Origin of the sequence: Aeromonas sp. R5-1 (assembly GCF_040908265.1) — a bacterium.
Lineage (GTDB): Bacteria > Pseudomonadota > Gammaproteobacteria > Enterobacterales > Aeromonadaceae > Aeromonas > Aeromonas caviae.
Window position 1 is genome coordinate 24,151 of sequence record NZ_JBFODJ010000035.1, and the last position, 15,811, is coordinate 39,961.

Annotated in this window: 11 protein-coding genes; 8 read left to right on the top strand and 3 right to left on the bottom strand. The window is 61.4% G+C overall.

Features of this window, described 5'->3' with window-relative positions:
* Positions 1 to 625 precede the first annotated feature (625 nt).
* From carA to AB5Y64_RS04730, 5 genes are all read left to right on the top strand, one after another.
* On the top strand, positions 626 to 1,762 hold the full coding sequence (gene carA / locus AB5Y64_RS04710; RefSeq protein ID WP_104453099.1) for a glutamine-hydrolyzing carbamoyl-phosphate synthase small subunit: 1,137 nt from the start codon (positions 626 to 628) through the stop codon (positions 1,760 to 1,762).
* Between the two features lie 16 nt (positions 1,763 to 1,778).
* On the top strand, positions 1,779 to 5,003 hold the full coding sequence (carB, locus tag AB5Y64_RS04715; protein ID WP_368203370.1) for a carbamoyl-phosphate synthase large subunit: 3,225 nt from the start codon (positions 1,779 to 1,781) through the stop codon (positions 5,001 to 5,003).
* 504 nt (positions 5,004 to 5,507) lie between these two features.
* The gene (gene leuA / locus AB5Y64_RS04720; protein ID WP_368203372.1) at positions 5,508 to 7,166 is read left to right on the top strand and encodes a 2-isopropylmalate synthase; all 1,659 of its coding nucleotides are present in this window, start codon (positions 5,508 to 5,510) and stop codon (positions 7,164 to 7,166) included.
* 244 nt (positions 7,167 to 7,410) lie between these two features.
* Positions 7,411 to 8,316 carry a GGDEF domain-containing protein gene (locus tag AB5Y64_RS04725; protein ID WP_010675186.1) on the top strand — a complete coding sequence of 302 codons (906 nt, stop codon included), beginning with the start codon at positions 7,411 to 7,413 and terminating at the stop codon, positions 8,314 to 8,316.
* A gap of 145 nt (positions 8,317 to 8,461) precedes the next feature.
* Positions 8,462 to 9,625: a DUF1615 domain-containing protein gene (locus tag AB5Y64_RS04730; RefSeq protein WP_244813022.1), complete on the top strand. Its 1,164-nt coding sequence runs from the start codon at positions 8,462 to 8,464 to the stop codon at positions 9,623 to 9,625.
* Positions 9,626 to 9,694: 69 nt separating this feature from the next.
* Here AB5Y64_RS04730 and AB5Y64_RS04735 read toward each other — a convergent pair whose 3' ends face one another.
* The 3 genes from AB5Y64_RS04735 to AB5Y64_RS04745 form a co-directional block, all read right to left on the bottom strand.
* Positions 9,695 to 10,552 (bottom strand): nuclease-related domain-containing protein, encoded by an 858-nt coding sequence (locus AB5Y64_RS04735; protein WP_244813023.1) that lies wholly within the window; start codon positions 10,550 to 10,552, stop codon positions 9,695 to 9,697.
* A gap of 25 nt (positions 10,553 to 10,577) precedes the next feature.
* Entirely contained in the window at positions 10,578 to 11,210 is a 633-nt protein-coding gene (locus tag AB5Y64_RS04740) for a topoisomerase DNA-binding C4 zinc finger domain-containing protein (protein ID WP_052816477.1), read from the bottom strand.
* Between the two features lie 217 nt (positions 11,211 to 11,427).
* Positions 11,428 to 12,396 (bottom strand): autotransporter domain-containing protein, encoded by a 969-nt coding sequence (locus AB5Y64_RS04745; RefSeq protein WP_113977430.1) that lies wholly within the window; start codon positions 12,394 to 12,396, stop codon positions 11,428 to 11,430.
* 332 nt (positions 12,397 to 12,728) lie between these two features.
* Between AB5Y64_RS04745 and AB5Y64_RS04750 the strand changes: the two genes are divergently transcribed.
* From AB5Y64_RS04750 to AB5Y64_RS04760, 3 genes are all read left to right on the top strand, one after another.
* Complete coding sequence (locus tag AB5Y64_RS04750; protein WP_039040377.1) at positions 12,729 to 13,379, top strand: DedA family protein; 651 nt, start codon at positions 12,729 to 12,731, stop codon at positions 13,377 to 13,379.
* Positions 13,380 to 13,624: 245 nt separating this feature from the next.
* Positions 13,625 to 14,920 carry a DEAD/DEAH box helicase gene (locus tag AB5Y64_RS04755; protein WP_039040376.1) on the top strand — a complete coding sequence of 432 codons (1,296 nt, stop codon included), beginning with the start codon at positions 13,625 to 13,627 and terminating at the stop codon, positions 14,918 to 14,920.
* Between the two features lie 115 nt (positions 14,921 to 15,035).
* Positions 15,036 to 15,671, top strand: a complete 636-nt coding sequence (locus AB5Y64_RS04760; protein WP_210538642.1) for a DUF2913 family protein — start codon at positions 15,036 to 15,038, stop codon at positions 15,669 to 15,671.
* Positions 15,672 to 15,811: the final 140 nt, after the last annotated feature.

Genomic DNA, 15,811 nt, shown 5'->3' on the forward strand with positions numbered 1-15,811 from the left:
GTTGCCAAACCCCGGTCCGCCGGGGTTTTTTGTCACTTTTTTGTAGAAATGAGCCTTAATCATCACTTTTTGAGTGAACCTCGCTAAATCCTGCCATTCTTACAAGCCTGCCACCCTCTTGCGACAAAAATGTCATCAAGGGGTAACGGGTTTGGGTCTCAATATTCCCCTGCGGGGGGCATTTCGCCTTGATGTGAAATAGACTAAAAATGCAATCCAAGAAAAACGTTTTCTATTCTTGGTGTTCACTTTTCTGGCTTTAAATGGTGTTTTTGCTGTTGTGTAGTTTATTTTTTAATTTTCTATCTTGCTGTTTATTAAATGGTAAATTTGGTTTTTTGTACGTTGCATGGCATCGGGCGCCGCTTTGTTGTCTGTGTTTGGCTTTTCTTTTTGAAGAGGGGGTTGCAAAGCGAGTGAGTGCATAGATAATGGGTAATGTTGCTTGTTTATTGAATTTAGATGCATTTCAAACGAGAAAAGACGTTGAAATGAGATCGTTTTTAAGTAGAATGCGCCCAATTTGCCAGAAATCTGCCGGGTTCGAGTCCTGTCAAAGACCGGAACCGAGCCCGCAACACCCAGGTAAATTGCTGAATTTAAAGCTAAATAACTGGAGGTTGTCTTGAATCACACTGCATTGCTAGTGCTGGAAGATGGAACTGTGTTCAAAGGCGTGTCGATAGGCGCCGAGGGATGTTCCGTTGGTGAAGTGGTTTTCAACACGTCGATGACGGGTTATCAGGAAATCCTCACAGATCCCTCCTATTCCCGTCAGATCGTTACCCTCACTTACCCCCATATAGGCAACACCGGCACCAACAGCGAAGATGAAGAGTCCAGTCAGGTCCATGCTCAGGGCCTCATCATCCGGGACCTTCCGATACTGGCCTCCAACTTCCGCAATCAGCAATCCCTCTCCGATTACCTCAAGTCCCACAACATCGTTGGCATCGCCGACATCGACACCCGCAAGCTGACCCGCATCCTGCGTGAAAAAGGCGCCCAGGCTGGTTGCATCCTGGCCGGCAAGCAGCTCGATGAAGCCCATGCCCTCGAACAGGCCCGCGCCTTCCCCGGTTTGAAGGGGATGGACCTGGCCAAGGAAGTGACCGTGAGCGAATCCTACAGCTGGACTGAAGGCAGCTGGCAGCTCGGCAAGGGTCACGTCATCCCGGCGGCCGATGAGCTGAAATACCACGTGGTGGCCTACGACTTCGGCGTGAAGCGCAACATCCTGCGCATGCTGGTGGACCGTGGCTGCCGCCTGACCGTGGTGCCGGCCAAGACCCCGGCCGCCGAGGTACTGGCGATGAACCCGGATGGCATCTTCCTCTCCAACGGCCCCGGCGACCCCGAGCCGTGCGACTACGCCATCGAAGCTATCAAGGCTTTCCTTGATACCAGCACCCCGGTGTTCGGTATCTGCCTGGGCCACCAGTTGCTGGGCCTGGCCTCCGGCGCCAAGACCATCAAGATGAAGTTCGGCCACCACGGTGCCAACCACCCGGTGAAGAGTCTGGACGACAACACCGTGATGATCACCGCCCAGAACCACGGCTTTGCGGTGGACGAGCAGACCCTGCCCGAGAGCCTGCGTGCCACCCACGTCTCCCTGTTCGATGGGTCGCTCCAGGGCATCCATCGCACCGACCGTCCGGCCTTCAGCTTCCAGGGTCACCCCGAAGCGAGCCCGGGCCCGCACGATTGTGCCGGTCTGTTCGACCACTTTATTGAATTGATTAAGCAGTATCGCGCCTAAGAGGATAAAGAGAGCCATGCCAAAACGTAACGACCTACAGAGCATCCTGATCCTCGGCGCCGGCCCCATCGTCATCGGTCAGGCCTGCGAATTCGACTACTCCGGCGCCCAGGCGTGCAAGGCCCTGAAAGAAGAGGGCTACCGCGTCATCTTGGTGAACTCCAACCCGGCCACCATCATGACCGACCCGGAGATGGCCGACGCCACCTACATCGAGCCCATCACCTGGGAAGTGGTGCGCGAGATCATCAAGAAAGAGCGCCCGGACGCCATCCTGCCCACCATGGGTGGTCAGACTGCGCTGAACTGCGCCCTGGCGCTGGAGCAGCATGGCGTGCTCAAGGAGTTCGGTGTCGAGATGATCGGCGCCACCGCCGACGCCATCGACAAGGCCGAGGATCGCTCCCGCTTTGACAAGGCCATGCGCAGCATCGGTCTCGAGTGCCCCCGTGCCGGCATCGCCCACAACATGGAAGAGGCCTGGGGCGTGCAGCAGATGGTCGGCTTCCCCTGCATCATCCGTCCCTCCTTTACCATGGGTGGCTCGGGCGGCGGCATCGCCTACAACACCGAAGAGTTCGTGGAGATCTGCGAGCGCGGTCTGGATCTCTCCCCGACCAAGGAGCTGCTCATCGACGAGTCGCTCATCGGCTGGAAAGAGTACGAGATGGAAGTGGTGCGGGATCGCAACGACAACTGCATCATCGTCTGCGCCATCGAGAACTTCGACCCCATGGGCATCCACACCGGTGACTCCATCACGGTCGCGCCAGCCCAGACGCTGACCGACAAGGAGTACCAGATCATGCGCAACGCCTCCATGGCGGTGCTGCGCGAGATCGGTGTCGAGACCGGCGGCTCCAACGTCCAGTTCGGCATCAACCCCAAAGACGGCCGCATGGTCATCATCGAGATGAACCCGCGGGTGTCGCGCTCCTCTGCGCTGGCCTCCAAGGCGACCGGTTTCCCCATCGCCAAGATCGCCGCCAAGCTCGCCATCGGTTACACCCTGGACGAGCTGATGAACGACATCACCGGTGGTCGTACCCCGGCCTCCTTCGAGCCGGCCATCGACTACGTGGTGACCAAGGTGCCGCGCTTCAACTTCGAGAAGTTCGCCGGTGCCAACGACCGTCTGACCACCCAGATGAAGTCCGTGGGTGAAGTGATGGCCATCGGCCGCAACTTCCAGGAGTCCCTGCACAAGGCCCTGCGTGGTCTCGAGACCGGCAAGACCGGCTTCGACCCCATGGTTGACCTGAACGCCCCCGACTCCCTGACCCGCATCCGTCACGAGCTGCAGGATGCTGGTGCCGAGCGCATCTTCTACATCGCCGACGCCTTCCGCGCCGGCCTCTCCATGGACGGCGTGTTCAAGCTGACCAAGATTGACCCCTGGTTCCTGGTGCAGATTGAAGAGCTGGTCAAGCTCGAAGAGCAGGTGAAAGAGCGCGGCATGGCCGGTCTTGACGCCGACTTCCTGCGCGCCCTCAAGCGCAAAGGCTTTGCCGACGCCCGTCTGGCCAAGATCCTCGGCGTGGCCGAAGGTGAAGTGCGTAAATTGCGTGCCCGCCACAACATCTTCCCGGTCTACAAGCGGGTCGATACCTGCGCGGCCGAGTTCGCCACCAACACCGCCTACATGTACTCCAGCTACGACGAGGAGTGCGAGGCCAACCCCACCAACCGCGACAAGATCATGGTCATCGGTGGCGGCCCGAACCGCATCGGTCAGGGCATCGAGTTCGACTACTGCTGTGTGCATGCGGCCCTGGCTCTGCGTGAAGACGGTTACGAGACCATCATGGTCAACTGCAACCCGGAAACCGTCTCCACCGACTACGATACCTCCGACCGTCTCTACTTCGAGCCGGTGACCCTGGAAGACGTGCTGGAAATCGTGCGGGTCGAGCAGCCCAAGGGCGTCATCGTCCAGTACGGCGGCCAGACTCCGCTGAAACTGGCGCGGGCATTGGAAGCCAACGGCGTGCCGGTCATCGGGACCAGCCCGGATGCCATCGACCGCGCGGAAGATCGCGAGCGCTTCCAGTCCGCCGTCGAGCGCCTGGGGCTCAAGCAGCCGGAAAACGGCACCGTCACCGCCCTGGAGCAGGCCGTGCAACTGGCCACGCGCATCACCTACCCGCTGGTGGTTCGCCCCTCCTACGTGCTGGGTGGCCGCGCCATGGAAATCGTCTATGACGAGCAGGACCTGCGCCGCTACTTCGCCGAGGCAGTGAGCGTCTCCAACGAGTCGCCTGTGCTGCTGGACCGCTTCCTGGACGACGCCACCGAGGTGGACGTGGACGCCATCTGCGACGGCGTTGACGTGGTCATCGGTGGCATCATGGAGCACATCGAACAGGCCGGCATTCACTCCGGTGACTCCGCCTGCTCCCTGCCGCCCTACACCCTGTCCAAGGCGATTCAGGACGAGATGCGCGAGCAGGTGCGCAAACTGGCGCTGGAACTTGGCGTAGTCGGTCTGATGAACGTGCAGTTCGCGGTGAAAGACAACGAGATTTACCTCATCGAGGTGAACCCCCGTGCCGCCCGTACCGTGCCGTTTGTCTCCAAGGCCACCGGCGCACCGCTGGCGAAGATCGCCGCCCGCGTCATGGCCGGTCAGAGCCTGAAAGAACAGGGCTTTACCACCGAGATCATCCCGCCCTACTACTCGGTGAAGGAAGTGGTACTGCCGTTCGCCAAGTTCCCGGGCGTGGACCCGCTGCTGGGTCCGGAAATGCGCTCCACCGGTGAAGTCATGGGGGTGGGCAGCAGCTTCGCCGAGGCCTATGCCAAGGCGCAGCTGGGTGCCGGTCACCAGGTACCGAGCGAAGGGCGTGCCCTGCTCTCCGTTCGCCACAGCGACAAGGAGCGGGTGGTGAACCTGGCCGCCAAGCTGCTGGAGCTGGGTTATGACCTCGACGCCACCCACGGCACCGCCGTGACCTTGGGCGAGGCGAGCATCAACCCGCGTCTGGTCAACAAGGTGCACGAGGGTCGTCCGCATATTCTGGATCGCATCAAGAATGGCGAGTACACCTACATCGTCAACACCGCCGAGGGTCGTCAGGCCATCCAGGACTCCAAGCAGTTGCGCCGCGGCGCCCTGCAGCACAAGGTGGCCTACACCACCACGCTGCACGCGGCCTTCGCCACCTGCATGGCCATCAGCGTGGATGCCACCGCCAACGTCAACTCGGTGCAGGAGCTGCACGAGAGGGTGAACAACCGCTAAGAGCACCGGCAGCACGCTGCCCGCTCGATGCACGCAAACCCCGCCAGCAATGGCGGGGTTTTTTATTGCCTGCGCCCAGCCACTCCCGGTGGGGGCGCCAGCAAGGAAGATGGGTGAGATGGCGGATAATGCATCATGGGTGGTGATACTCACCCCTTTATTGGAGATTCACTGCATCAATATTGCTCAGTTGGCCTGGTGGGGTGCAATCTTCGCAATCTCTCGCCCCCACGACCTCCCTATACTGGGTGCTCATACAAACAAGGTCGTCTGCGCCGACACACCGAAAGGTGGCGTGCGAGAGGATCAGCGCCCGCAGCCCGATCCGGCTGCCGTGGCCGGCCCCGGTGACCGACGGGGGCCGCAGGAAAACCGGTCGCGGGGTTACCGCCGTGCGACTCGTCAGGGACGGTGTTACCGCACCAACCCGCTTCCCCTCCTTGCCCCACCCGCCTGTCGGCCCGGTCGTCCGGCGCCTCGCCCATCCGTCAAGGGAATCTGAATATGAGCTTCGATCATTGCAAATACCGCCGTGCCCCCGTGATCAACCTGGTGGATCGCCAGTGGCCCAACCGGGTACTGGAGCGGGCACCGCTCTGGTGCGCCGTGGACCTGCGCGACGGCAACCAGGCGCTGGTCGAGCCCATGACGGTGGCCCAGAAGCTGCAAATGTGGGCGCTGATGACCCACATCGGTTTCAAGCACATCGAGGTGGGCTTCCCGGCGGCCTCCCAGCCAGACTTCGATTTTGTGCGCGAACTCATCGAGCGCAACCTCATCCCCGATGACGTCACCATCCAGGTGCTGGTGCAGGCGCGCGAAGATCTGATCGCCCGCACCTTCGAGGCCCTCAAGGGGGCGAAGCGGGCCATCGTTCACGTCTACAACTCGGTCAACCCGACCCAGCGCAACTATGTGTTCAACTCAGGCAAGGACGGTGTCAAGGCCATCGCCGTGCAGGGGGCGCGCTGGGTGCGGGAGTATGCGGCCCGCAATCCGGGCACCGAGTGGAGTTTCCAGTATTCTCCGGAGAGCTTCAGCAGCACCGAGGTGGAGTTCGCCGTCGAGGTGTGTGACGCCGTCATCGACGAGTGGCGTGCCGCTGCCCGTCCCATGATCCTGAACCTCCCCGCCACGGTGGAGGTGAGCACCCCCAACGTGTTTGCCGATCAGGTGGAGTGGTTCTGCCGACACCTCAAGGCGCGACCCGAGGTGAGCATCTCCATCCACACCCACAACGACAGAGGCTGCGGGGTGGCCGCCGCCGAGCTGGCGGTGCTAGCGGGGGCGGATCGCATCGAGGGCACCCTGCTTGGCAACGGGGAGCGTACCGGCAACATGGACATCGTCACCATGGCCATGAACCTCTACAGCCAGGGGATTGACCCCGAGCTGGACCTGTCCGACATGGATGCCATCGTCGCCACCGTGGGGGCCTGCACCCAGATTGCCCTGCACCCGCGCCACCCTTATGCCGGCGAGCTGGTCTACACGGCGTTTTCCGGCAGCCACCAGGACGCCATCCGCAAGTCTCTCGCGGCAGAAAAACCGGATCACTACTGGGACGTGGCTTACCTGCCCATCGATCCTACCGATCTCGGTCGCAGCTACGAGGCGGTGATCCGCATCAACAGCCAGTCCGGCAAGGGAGGGGTGACCTATCTGCTGGAGCGTGACCTCGGTCTGCAACTGCCGCGCTGGCTGCAAATCGACTTCAGCCGCCGGGTTCAGGCCGAGGCTGAGGCGAGCAGCAGCGAAATCAGCCCGGAGCAGATCCGCACCCTGTTCGAGCAGCATTATCTTGAGCCGGCTCACGGCTATCGCATCGGGCGCTTCCAGCTCGGTCATGACAGTCAGGAGAGCCTGCGCCTGGAGTTGCAGACCCCCCACGGCACCCTGCAATTGTGCGGTGAAGGGGAGGGAGCCATCACCGCCCTGGTCAACGGCTGGCAGCGTCAGACCGGCATGCACATCGATGTGCTGGATTACTCCGAGCATGCGCTCACCGCCGGTACCGAATCCCGCGCCGCCGCCTATGTGCTGCTGAGCGTCGAGGGCACCCGGATGTGTGGCGTCGCCGTCGGTCGCGACGTGGTCAACGCCTCCCTGCAGGCGGTGATCAACGGCGCCGCCCAGCATCAGGCCCTGCGCCAGAGCGCCTGAGGCGGCACTGCCCGCTTGCCGTGAGGGCGAGCAGGGAAGGGCCACCCACCCCGATGTCACGGCAGATCGCGCCGTCCCTGTTGCAACAATCCCCTGACCCATATGGTGAGGGAATTGTTTTTTATGGAAAAATCGGCCCACAATATCAGTGATTTGCCACCAGGAATGCCGTCGGGGTTCGCTGGCGATGGCAGCCAATGGCTGCCATTCGGGATAGAAGACATGCGCGCTTGGAGCCCAAAACATGATGAAGACTCCCCTCAGGTTATCCGTTCACCCCGCCCGGTTCTTCTCGCTTCCTCCCTGCCGTCGTCTCGCGCTGGTGAGCCTGCCCTGTCTGCTGCTGCTGACGGGGATCCTGGCCGGGGTCAGCTTTGATCCCCTGGCGGAGCACAACCTCTATACCGTCGGGGCTCTGGCCGAAGCGCTCAACGTGCTGACCCTGCTGTTCATGTTCTGGGTGGTGCAGTGTGCCCAGATCACCTTGAGAACCTATCTCTCCCTCACCGGCGGGCTGACCCTCTGGCTCGTCTCCGGCGTCATCGATCTGATGGATGAGGCCTATTTCCAGCCCTGGTGGCTCTCCACGGTGGAAGATAGCCTGCGCACGATCGGCATGCTGGCCTCGGCCTGGGGTGTGCTGCTGATGGTGCAGCAGATGTATGGCACCCAGATGCGGCTCTCCTCCCTCGCCATGTCAGACGAGCTGACCGGGCTCTCCAATCGCCGGGCGTTTCGCGCCGTGCTGGAGGCGCACGGAGAGGAGGGGACGCCGCTCCTGCTGCTGGATCTCGATCACTTCAAGCTGATCAACGATCGCTATGGCCACGCCATCGGCGACAATGTGCTGCGTGAATTCAGCACCCTGCTGCGCCAGCTCTGCCCATTGGATGGGGTGGTGGCACGCCTTGGGGGAGAGGAGTTTGCCATCTGGCTGCCCGGCATGACGGGCGACAAGGCCCGTGCGCTGGCGGAGCAGATAAGGTGCGCGACCGAAGAGCTGGTCTCAGGTGACGGGGTAAGATTCACCGTGAGCCTTGCCCTGGGTATCAGCCAGAGCGGGGAGGGAGTGGATGCCCTGCTCCAGCGCACCGATCTTGCCCTCTATCAGGCCAAGCACCTGGGACGCAACCGGGTGGAGCTGGCGTGATGACGCCAGGGGATGCCGCAGCCAGCGGGCCAGCAGGTTCATCCGCCTTCATCTTGTCAGACTTGTTCCCTACAATGTCCGCCTCCATGCATTCGAGCCCTCTCATTCGTGATGAGGGGCAGGTCCCGCTCTTCAGGAAGCCTTCATGATCCCCTCTCACTCCTTGTTTCATGCCCATTGGCGCTGGTTGTCACTGCTTACCCTTGCCCTGCTGTCGGGTTGTGCCAGCGAGCCTCCCGCCCCGACCAGCCCGGCGACGCCGGCGGGGCGCCCCATTCCCAAGGCGATGCTGCCGCAAAAACCGGCCGACATGAAGAGCCGTATCGTGCGCTTCCTTCCGCGCAACGTGGTGGACAAGCCGGGCTGGGCCAATGACGTGGTGACGGCGCTCACCACCCAGGGGCTGACGGTGAGCGATCACAACGTCTGCAGCGTGCTGGCGGTGGCGGAGCAGGAGGCGACCTATCAGGCGGACCCCGTGGTGCCCAACCTCAACAAGATTGCCTGGAAGGAGATCAATGCCCGGGCCAGCAAGCTGCTCATCCCCGAGTTCATGGTGCGCACGGCCCTCTCCATCCAATCCCCCACCGGCAAGAGCTATGCCGAGCGCATCGACAAACTTCGCACCGAGCGGGAGATGAGCGAGATCTTCGAAGACATGATAGGCAGCGTCCCCATGGGCAAGCAGCTCTTTGGCAACCTCAACCCGGTGCGCACCGGCGGCCCCATGCAGGTGAGCGTCGCCTTTGCCGAAGCCAACGCCCGTGGCTACCCCTATCCCGTGAAGGAGTCCGTTCGCCACGAGGTGTTCACTCGTCGGGGCGGCATCTGGTTTGGCACCAAACACATCTTCGGCTATCCCGCCGACTACCCGGATACCCTCTATCGCTTCGCCGACTTCAATGCGGGCTGGTACGCGAGCCGCAATGCGGCCTTCCAGGCGGCGGTAAGCCGGGTGAGTGGCAAGCCCCTGGCCCTGGACGGGGATCTCATCCGCTACGACTCGGATTTGCCCGGCAAGACCGAGCTCGCAGTGCACAGCATCGCCAGCCGCGTCAACATGAGCAAGCAGGCCATTCACCAGAGCCTGAAGCTCGGGGACAGCAGCGACTTTGCCAAAAGCGATCTCTACCACAGGGTCTTCGCCCTGGCCGACAAACAGGCCGGGACACGGCAACCCCGCGCCATCTTGCCCGGCATCCAGCTAAAGAGCCCCAAGATCACCCGCAACCTCACCACCGCCTGGTTTGCCAAGCGGGTGGATGAGCGCGAGCAGCGCTGCGTGCAGAAGATGGCAACGATCCGCTGATTTGCTGAAATAACAAAGGCGGCCAATTGGCCGCCTTTGTTTTATGCCTCCGTCGTTCAGCCTTCCCATCTACTTCATCAGCGCTCTGGTCCCCCTGCATGTGGGGAATTCATGGCATCCCCAGAACGGTTTTCCCTTGTTGTCACCTCGACCGGCAGTGCGCAATACCATGGTGCTGCCACATCTGGGGCAGATCGGGGGTGGATTGTCCGGTGGCGATACGCTCTGTGAGGGTGGGTTTGCAACTGATTGCCTGACAGGTTCGCGGGTGGAAACATGGTTGGCGGATGGGTCGGCATGACGAGTCTTGAGCTGGGTGACATGCTGTCTGTGAGTCTGCCAGTTGGCGGCAAGTCGCCCTTGTTGAATGGTGTCGACAACGTGAGCGACCTCGCTCTCGGCCAATACCGGCGTGGTTATACCCTTGACGTAGCGAATGAGCCCGCGGTTCATCACGTTCTGCGGCATAGGGGTCTTGAAGGTGCAGCCGCCGATAAAGAAGATGACGGAGTGAAGCTGGTTGTCTGAGAGCCCCAGCAGGGATTTGAGGGTCATCATGTGCAGGTGGTTCTGATGCAGCGGGTTCTGGAAGCTGTGCTTGCGGCGATAGATCTGCTGGGTCCAGCTTTTCTGGGTCGGGTTGCCGAATATCCAGCCCTTCATGTTCTTGGTCTCAATCACGAATAGCCCGAAGCGGGAGACGATCACGTGATCGATCTGGGTGCTGCCCTGGGGGGTGGGCAGGGTCACGTCCTTGAGCAGGCGATATTCCCGCTTGTCGAGAAAGAGCCGAATACAGAGATTGATAAACCACTCCCCGACCATCCCTTTGAACCAGGCCGTTTTGAGCAGGGTGGCAATCAACAGCAGTGGCAGGAGAAACCAGAGCTGAGTCAGCAGCGGCGCTATGGCAGCAGTGATATCCATGTGATTTAGCCTTCACAGATCCCGGTCAGGGATGAGTCTCGATGGGGATGATGCTGCGACACTTGGGGTATTCGGGGCAGCCCCAGAAGCTGTTGCCCTTGGTATCTCCCCGTTTGCTGGTCCTCAGTACCATGGTTGTGCCGCATTTTGGACAAACCGGTGCTGTACCTGCATGAGCGGCCACGTTGTCCTGCGGGTCACTGTCGCTTGCGACGCGCTCCAACGTGATGCGCACCTCCTCGCTCACCCGAATAATGCGCTGGGCTTCATCGTAGGCATCGCGGTACAGCTCACTGTCATCCGCCCGCCGGATCAACACCCCCATCTCGTTGTTGTTCACCTGGCTGAATTCGTAGAGGTTCAGGCTGGTGACAATACACATCTCCTCATTGAGGTAGCACTTGGCATGGAGATTTTTGCAAAAGCTGGTGCGGATATAGGTGAGCTCCTTGAGCCAGCTGATCTCTTCCGGTTGGAGTTCGCTCTTGCCATAGACGATCCGCACATCGATCTTGAGCCGGTTCTTGTCGGTCAGCAGCTCCTTGATCCTGTCATTGAGTTTGAGAAAGGGGCTGATCAGGATTAACCGCTCCTTGGCATCCTTTATCAGCTCTTCGAGGAAATAGTTGGTTGCGCTGGTATTCAGAAATTTGGCCATAACAAGCTCCCTGTCCCTGGAAATGTCATGTGTTCTCTGCTCAACAGTAGGCAGTCAGCCTGACCACAATCCCCGGCGTGGTTCTGCTTCACGTCTTCACCCACCGTCCGTATCCCCATGCTAGGAGATACAGGTGGGACCTCATAGCGGCAATGGAGTCAAATGTGCGTTCAGTCAGAGATTTGGTGATGGGGACGGTTCATGTCGCCTTGCTGCGCTAAAAACTCATCGCCAGTCCGATGGAGTAGCCGCTGGTACTGTTGCTGAACATATAGCGGGCCACCAGCCGGGTGCGGGTGATGAAGATGTCGTACTTGCTGCTGTCGAGTTCGAGGCCAAGTCCCAGGGAGTTGAGGCTGTTGAAGCCGAGCAGCCCCCGTTGCTGCCCCAGGTATTCGGTTCTGGCCCCTTCCAGCACGTAGCGAAGGGGCCTGTCCAGCAGGGTCCAGTGCCACAGGGGGGCGCGGCGGCGCAGGTAAAGCCCGAGGTTTTCCGCATCGGCCTGACCGCTGACGCTCTCGGCGGTGCCGGTGAAGCTTTGCAGATGCTGGTAGGAGTAGCGCAGCTCGGCATCGATGTCCTGGGCGGCGGAGAAGAGTTCATAGTCCAGCATCAATGAGCCGCCGAGGCCATAGACATTGAGGTTGCCGCCATCGAGGAAGTCCAGATTCTGGCCGCTCCTGTGCTCGAGCAGGGCGGCCCCGATGCGAAGGTCGCTGGCCACCGTGCCCAGGGTGACATTGGCGATGGGCCGCAGCACCAGATTGCCACCAAAGCGATCCCGGTGGACGCCGATATCCCAGCCGATGCCGCCGGTGGCGCTCAGGCTGTTCCATTTGGTGGGTATGGTGCGGGTCTCGTTGCCATCGGTGAACACGAACTGGGGATCGTAGCGGCTGTAACCCAGGGTGCCCTCCAGATAGAGGGGAACATCCTCGCTCAGGGTGGCGCCACCCCCGAGCTGGGTGATGGTGAGGGCGGAGGTGTCGTTGGTGCCGCTGCCGATATCCAGGTTGCTGGCGGTGATATCCGGCACCACGGCGTAGCTCATGAGGGAGACGACGGCGTTGGCGCGCTGTTGCACCAGGCTCTCGTCGCTGGCACGGGCCTTTGTCACAAGACCGGCAGAGACGCCGACAAGCACCGCCAGCAAGGAAAGTGTGTGAGAAGAGAGCTGTCTTGCCATACCTGGCTCCATGAGTACCCCGTCCATTGGGGCATGTTCACACTGTAACGGGTTTCATCTGGCTTGGCAGCCTGGCAAGGGCAGGCCCGTCCTGTTTTGGGGTGTGCGCATTGGCCTGATGGGCCAAGCTGCCCTCGCTTTGGCGGGGGCAGGGGGGGGCGAGAAGGGTGAACCGCTGGGCAGAAATCACAGACATTAATTTATTGTTCAGTTCCCCGGGTGTATAAGAGGCCTCCCATACGAACATTGGGGTGGTAGCAGGGATGGATTACCAGACGGGGCCTTCGGGTCATCATGACGAATGCGCATTACGTTGATGGGAGTCACACCAGATGCAGGACATGCTGCTTGCCATATGGCATCAGGATTTTGATCAGCTTATACAAATGCAGGCAATCGGTCTGCTCGTCACCTGTCTGGTGGTGATCCTCTTCCTTGAATCGAGCTTCGTCTTTCTGCCCCTGCCCGGTGACAGCCTGGTGCTGCTGGCGGGCGGTCTGGTGGGCATGGGGGTGCTGGGGCCCGAGGTGACCTTGCTCTATCTGCCGCTCGCGGCCGGGATAGGGAGCGTGCTCGCCTACTGGCAGGGGCAGGCACTGCATGGCACCCGTTTCATGGGCCATGTGGAGCGAATGATCCCGGAAGGGAGCCTGCCCAGGGCCTCCCGACTGCTGGATCGTTACGGCTTCTGGGCCATGTTCGTGTCCCGTTTCATCCCCTTCGTGAGAGTGTTGACCCCCATGTTGATGGGAGTCTCCCGCCTGCACCTGCTGCGGGTGGCCGTGGCGAGTTTTGCCAGCGCCTTCCTCTGGTCCCTGGTGCTGAGCATGGCCGGCAAGATGGTGATGGCGACCCCGGTCTTTGCCCATCATCAGGAGCTGCTGACCAAGTGCCTGCTTGTCACCTCTTTCGGGTTGTTCGTCATCGCGGTGGCGGCCATCGGCATGCGGCTGCTCAAGCGTCCGAGCAAGCGGGTGCGCTGATCTCACTGCCCGGGCTGCGCCTGCTGCCGCGTCTGGAGAGCGCAGCCCCCGGAAAAATACAGGCCATTTGAGGCGGCATTCCTGTCGCCTATCTGTTACACTTCGCGCCCGCCATTTTCCGGCTCATCTTCTGATCTGATGTCAGACCCAGCCGTCCTTGGCTCCACGCCTCGCCGATGCCAGGCCACACGCCGGCCCAGGCCACCCACGCCAACTACAGCTCCGCTGGAACACAGGAACCCAACATGAGATTTGAATCGTTCGATTTTGCCCCCGAGATTTTGCGCGCCATCTCAGATTGCGGTTATCAGGAGATGACCCCTGTGCAGAGCCAGGCCATCCCGGCCATTCGCCGTGGTCGCGATGTGCTGGCCAGTGCCCAGACCGGTACCGGCAAGACCGCCGCCTTTGCGTTGCCCATCCTGCAACGCATGGTAGACAACCCGGCGCCGGTGCAACCTTCCAATGCCCGCGTGCTGATCCTGACCCCGACCCGCGAGCTGGCAGCCCAGGTGGCGAGCAATATCAACGATTTCGCCAAGTATCTTGATATCACTACCCTCACCATCGTGGGTGGTGGCAAACAGGATGTGCAGGCCAAGAAGCTCAAAGCGGGCGCACACATCATAGTGGCCACCCCTGGCCGTCTGCTCGAGCACCTCACCGCCTGCAACCTGAGCCTCTCCGGGGTCGAGACCCTGGTGCTGGACGAGGCGGATCGCATCCTCGACATGGGCTTTAGCGCCGATGTGCAGCAGATCCTGCAGGCGGTCAACAAGACCCGCCAGAACCTGCTCTTCTCCGCCACCTTCTCCGAGGCGGTGAAAAAGCTGGCCAACCTCATGCTGGACAAACCCCAGGTGGTGGCCGTCGACAAGCAGAACTCCACTGCCGACACCGTGAGCCACACCGTTTATCCGGTGGAACAGAAGCGCAAGCGCGAGCTGCTCTCCGAGCTTATCGGCAAGCAGAACTGGCAGCAGGTGCTGGTGTTTGCCAGCACCCGCGAGAGCTGCGATGAACTGGTGGAGGAGCTCAACCTCGACGGCATCAAGTCTGCCGTGGTGCACGGTGACAAGGCCCAGGGGAGCCGTCGCCGCGCCTTGCGTGAATTCACCGAAGGCAAGCTGCGGGTGCTGGTGGCCACCGAGGTGGCCGCCCGCGGCCTGGACATTCCGAGCCTGGAATACGTGGTCAACTATGATCTGCCGTTCCTCGCGGAAGATTACGTACACCGTATCGGCCGAACCGGTCGCGCTGGCAAGAGCGGCATGGCCATCTCCTTCGTCAGTCGCGAGGAGGAGCGCACCCTGCTGGAGATCGAGGCCCTCATCGGCCAGAAGATCCGCCGTATCATGGTGCCGGGTTACGAGGTGAGCAGCCGTGACGACCTCATCAAGCAGTTGCAGGAGCGCCGCCGCTTCGGCAAGCGCCCGCAGCGTGAAGACAATGCCGCCGCCCAGGCCATGGCCGAGGCGAAACTGCAAGGTCAGCGCCTCAAGCGTCTGGCAGCGGCCAAGAAGCCCCGTCAGCCGAAATAAGGCAACGTCGCACCCTCCCGGTCGGGGAGGGGCGTTTACTCTCCAAAGGCGCCACTGGCGCCTTTGTGCTGTCGATGACGCGGCCCCTTGGCCGCCCCGTTTCAGAGGATCCGAGATGACCCTTCCTGCTTACAATCAGGCCCTGCTCGAGATGGCCCGCCAGAGCCTGGCGGAGCTGGAGCGCACCGCCGCCCAGAAGACGGGCAAACGCACCCCCGCCCAGGAGAGCCACTTTCTCTGTACCTGGATGGCGGATTCTCTCAAGGAGAAACGCTTCTCCCGGCTGGTGATGGAGGATCTCAAGGCCTGGGTGCAACTGGGGCGGACGCTGGGGGCGGGGGCCGATCTCAAGGGGCTGCTTGAGCGGGTGCAGCGCCAGTATGAGCGTGCCATGTATGAGCCGGTACAGCTGGGGGCGCGCCTGGCCGATCTGCTTTTGGCGCTGGAGGGGGCGGGCTGGCTGGTGTTCACCGACAGCGAACTGCACACCCGGCAGCGGCTGCTGAGCCAGGGGCAATCCAGTCTGATCATCTCGGCCAGCGAGTATCAGGGCCATATCGAGGGAGGTGAGCTGGTCAAGCCCCTCACCCTCTATGTGCGCGGGGACGAGCAGGTACTGGCCGAGGCGGCATTTGCCCGGGGCCTGCTGCTGAGCCAGGGCAACAAGAAAACCACCCTGGTCAAGCACCACAAGGCCTATCGGCTGATGCCGGGCAACGCGCAGCCGGCCCTGGCGCTGCTGGCCTCCTGACCCCACCTTCTCATCCCGTCACCCGGCCCTGCGCCGGGTTTTTTTAGGTTCATCGCGGCTTTCCGGGGAAGGCCGCCTTGATTTTCAGAAAAAAGTATTCTGAGTCCCTAAATCCATATGCCATGCGCTTTATCACTTTG

Excerpts from the sequence above, each read along its gene's own strand:
- carB (WP_368203370.1), top strand. The coding sequence starts at position 1,779 with ATGCCAAAACGTAACGACCTACAGAGCATCCTGATCCTCGGCGCCGGC.
- leuA (WP_368203372.1), top strand. The coding sequence starts at position 5,508 with ATGAGCTTCGATCATTGCAAATACCGCCGTGCCCCCGTGATCAACCTG.
- AB5Y64_RS04725 (WP_010675186.1), top strand. The coding sequence starts at position 7,411 with ATGATGAAGACTCCCCTCAGGTTATCCGTTCACCCCGCCCGGTTCTTC.
- AB5Y64_RS04730 (WP_244813022.1), top strand. The coding sequence starts at position 8,462 with ATGATCCCCTCTCACTCCTTGTTTCATGCCCATTGGCGCTGGTTGTCA.
- AB5Y64_RS04735 (WP_244813023.1), bottom strand. The coding sequence starts at position 10,552 with ATGGATATCACTGCTGCCATAGCGCCGCTGCTGACTCAGCTCTGGTTT.
- AB5Y64_RS04740 (WP_052816477.1), bottom strand. The coding sequence starts at position 11,210 with ATGGCCAAATTTCTGAATACCAGCGCAACCAACTATTTCCTCGAAGAG.
- AB5Y64_RS04745 (WP_113977430.1), bottom strand. The coding sequence starts at position 12,396 with ATGGCAAGACAGCTCTCTTCTCACACACTTTCCTTGCTGGCGGTGCTT.
- AB5Y64_RS04750 (WP_039040377.1), top strand. The coding sequence starts at position 12,729 with ATGCAGGACATGCTGCTTGCCATATGGCATCAGGATTTTGATCAGCTT.
- AB5Y64_RS04755 (WP_039040376.1), top strand. The coding sequence starts at position 13,625 with ATGAGATTTGAATCGTTCGATTTTGCCCCCGAGATTTTGCGCGCCATC.
- AB5Y64_RS04760 (WP_210538642.1), top strand. The coding sequence starts at position 15,036 with ATGACCCTTCCTGCTTACAATCAGGCCCTGCTCGAGATGGCCCGCCAG.